The sequence below is a fragment of the Planomonospora algeriensis genome, assembly GCF_977012225.1.
Map to the genome: position 1 here is coordinate 1 of NZ_CDRNDK010000610.1, position 3118 is coordinate 3118.

Sequence of the window (3118 nt, forward strand, 5' to 3'; positions counted from 1 at the left end):
GGTCGAGACCATCGCGGTCCTCGGGAGGTCCGACGGCTCCAGGGCGCGGCCCGGATAAGCGGTCGATCCGCGGACGTCGGTTTGTTAGCTTGGGGCCGTGCAATATCTGTTCTTCCTCTGACGGGGCCCGTCCAGCCCGCCCCTCGCGCCCGTAGGCCGAGGCAGCGGGCTGTTCGCCGTTTCCACCGGCCGATCGGCCGTCCGTCAGTGACCGAGAGCGCCTCCGTCCACCCGTCCGGGGGATGAGCGCGCCTCCACAGGAAGAGACATGAACAACCCTGTCACCCTGCCCGCGCGTGCCCACGCGCAGCTCATGGCATCCGACATCCACATCAGCCGCAGTGGCCGCAAGGTCCTCGAAGGCGTCGACCTGACAGTCTCCCCCGGTTCCCGCTGGGGCGTCGTCGGTGAGAACGGCCGGGGCAAGTCCACGCTGCTCCACATCCTCGCCGGGATCCTCCCGCCGGACTCCGGGATGGTCCATCGGGTCGGCACGCTCGGAACCGCCGAGCAGGAGATGGCCGTCAGCGGTGGTCGTACCGTTGGCGACCTCGTCGACTCCGAGCTCGCCGACGTCCGTGCGGCACTGCGCGCCCTCGACCGCGGTGTCGCGCACCTGGCCGAAGGGCGGACCGGCGCCGCCGAGGAGTACGCCGCCGCGCTCGCCGCCGCCGAGACGCTCGAAGCGTGGGACGCCGACCGCCGGGTCGACGTCGCGCTCGAAGCGCTCGGCGCCGTCACCGACCGCTCGCGGCCCCTCGACGAGATGTCGGTGGGCCAGCGCTACCGGGTACGGCTGGCGTGCCTGCTCGGCGCGGAGCACGACTTCCTGCTGCTCGACGAGCCGACGAACCACCTCGACCAGGATGGGCTGGAGTACCTCACCGCGCGGTTGCGCGGCCTGCCCGGCGGGGTCGTGCTGGTCAGCCACGACCGGGCGCTGCTGTCCGACGTCGCCACGGCGATGCTCGACCTCGATCCGAGCCGCGACGGGCGGCCCCGCGTCTACGGCGGCGGATACGCGGGGTACCAGGAGGGCCGGCAGGCCGAGCGGGACAGGTGGGAGGAGGAGTACGAGCGGCAGCGGGCCGAGCACGCCCGCCTCACCGAGGACCTGGCCAAGGCGCAGGACCGGCTCGTGACCGGCTGGCGCCCCGACAAGGGCACCGGCAAGCACCAGCGCGCCACCCGTGCGCCCGGACTTGTCCGGTCGGTCAACCGGCGTCGCGACGAGCTGGAGGAGCACGCGGTCACGGTGCCCGAACCCCCGCTCCGGCTGCGGGTGCCCGACCTGCCCGGGCGCCCCGGTGCCACCCTGCTCCACGCCGCCGGGATCACCGTCGCCGGCCGCCTGGACCGGCCCGCCACGCTCGTCCTCGGCTCCGGGGCGCGGCTGGTCGTCAGCGGGCCCAACGGCTCGGGCAAGTCGACGCTGCTCTCCGTGCTCGCCGGCCGGCAGAAGCCGTCGACCGGGACGCTGCGCGTCGGCCGGGACGTGCGGGTGGAACTGCTGGCCCAGGAGTCGTCGCCGCCGGCCGGGCGGCGGGCCCGCGACGTCTACGAGGCCCGACTCGGACGGCTCGTCAGCCGGGGGATCCTGCGGGACGACGACGCCGTCCCGCTGAAGTCGCTCGGCATCCTCGCCCCGGCGGACCTGGACAGACCCGTGGGGGAGCTCTCGATGGGGCAGCAGCGCCGCCTCGACCTGGCCCTGGCGCTCGCCGCCCGCCCGCACGTCCTCCTGCTGGACGAGCCGACCAACCACCTCTCGATCGCGCTCGTCGACGAGCTGACGCAGGCTCTGGAGGCGACCGGCGCGGCGGTCGTGCTCGCGACCCACGACCGGCGGCTCCGCCGCGACGTCGCCCACTGGCCCGTCCTGGCCCTGAACGGCATGCCGTCGCGGCTCGGCGAGCCTCAAGGGCTCCGAGGAGTCGGCACCGTTCCCGCCGGATAGATCCACCCCTTGACTAATGACCTCAGGTCAATAATATTGACCTGAGGTCATTATGGCCTTCCGACCCATGAAAGGGGCTTTCCATGTCCGTGTTCACCGGAGTGCGCCACATCCATCTGCGGGTGAGCGACGCCGAGCTGGCCGCCGCCTTCTACGGACAGGCGCTGGGGATGCGCCGGATGGTCGACAAGTTCGACGGGAAGATGATCATCCTCGGCACACCCGGAGGAGGGGACATGTTCACGGTGAGCGAGGAGACCGTGCCCGTCGAGTTCGAGGCGGAGCGGGAGCGGGTCGGCAAGATCGGCGGGCTCGACCACTTCGGCTTCGAGGTCGCCGATCTCGAGCGGTTCGACGCGGCTCTGGAACAGGTGCTCGCCGCGGGCGCCGTACTGGTCAACCGGGAGACGATCCCGCCCGGCATCCCGTCGGCGTTCCTCCGCGACCCCGACGGCTACGTCTTCCAGATCTACGCCTTCCCTCCCGAGGTGAAGCAGGCGATGCCCTAATCTCGGCAGGTGTGAACCGACCCCGTACCCGCCGCAGGCTGTCCCCGAACGAGCGCCGCACCGAGCTGATCGACGCCGCGATCCGGGTGCTGAGGGAGCAGGGCGAGCCGGCCAACCGGGCCGCCGCGGTGACGGCCGAGGCGGGTACGGCCAAGGGCACCTTCTACGTCTACTTCCCCTCCTGGGAGGACCTGCTGGTCGCGGTGCACGACCGGCTGATGGACGATTACAGCGCTCCGCTGCGGGAGCGGCTGGCCGCGGGGCCCCGCAGGACTGGCGCGCGGTCCTGAACGGGGAGATCGACCGCTTCGTCGACTTCACGGTCGGCTGCGGGAAACTGCACGATGCGGTCTTCCACTCCTCCGCCGTGCCGGCCCCCGCCGGCGACGAGCACTCGGCCACCGGACTGCTCGCTCGGATCATCCGCCGGGGTGTCGAGGAGGGCGCATTGCGGCAGGTGGACCCGGACGTCGCAGCCGGCCTGCTGTTCGCCGCACTGCACGCCGCAGCCGACGCGGTCGCCACCGGAGGGGACCGGACCCGCTGGTGCGGGAGCCTGCGCGAGCTCACCGCGAACTGGCTGGCACCCTGACCTCAGGGCCGCCGTGTCGACGACGTCAACAAGGGTCCGGTGCTCCCGGCAGGGCTCCCT

The 3118-nt window shown here is 72.3% G+C and carries 4 protein-coding genes; all 4 read left to right on the top strand.

All coding sequences use genetic code 11. The features are described 5' to 3' along the window. Window positions 1–268 precede the first annotated feature (268 nt). Window positions 269–1957 carry an ABC-F family ATP-binding cassette domain-containing protein gene (locus ACWJ6R_RS33290; RefSeq protein WP_449066027.1) on the top strand — a complete coding sequence of 563 codons (1689 nt, stop codon included), beginning with the start codon at window positions 269–271 and terminating at the stop codon, window positions 1955–1957. Between the two features lie 83 nt (window positions 1958–2040). After that, the gene (locus ACWJ6R_RS33295) at window positions 2041–2466 is read left to right on the top strand and encodes a VOC family protein (RefSeq protein WP_449066028.1); all 426 of its coding nucleotides are present in this window, start codon (window positions 2041–2043) and stop codon (window positions 2464–2466) included. 11 nt (window positions 2467–2477) lie between these two features. After that, window positions 2478–2756 (top strand): TetR/AcrR family transcriptional regulator, encoded by a 279-nt coding sequence (locus ACWJ6R_RS33300; RefSeq protein WP_449066029.1) that lies wholly within the window; start codon window positions 2478–2480, stop codon window positions 2754–2756. Between the two features lie 77 nt (window positions 2757–2833). Then, a complete protein-coding gene (locus ACWJ6R_RS33305) occupies window positions 2834–3058 on the top strand; it encodes a hypothetical protein (protein ID WP_449066030.1) in 225 nt (74 codons plus the stop codon). The last annotated feature ends 60 nt before the right edge of the window (window positions 3059–3118 follow it).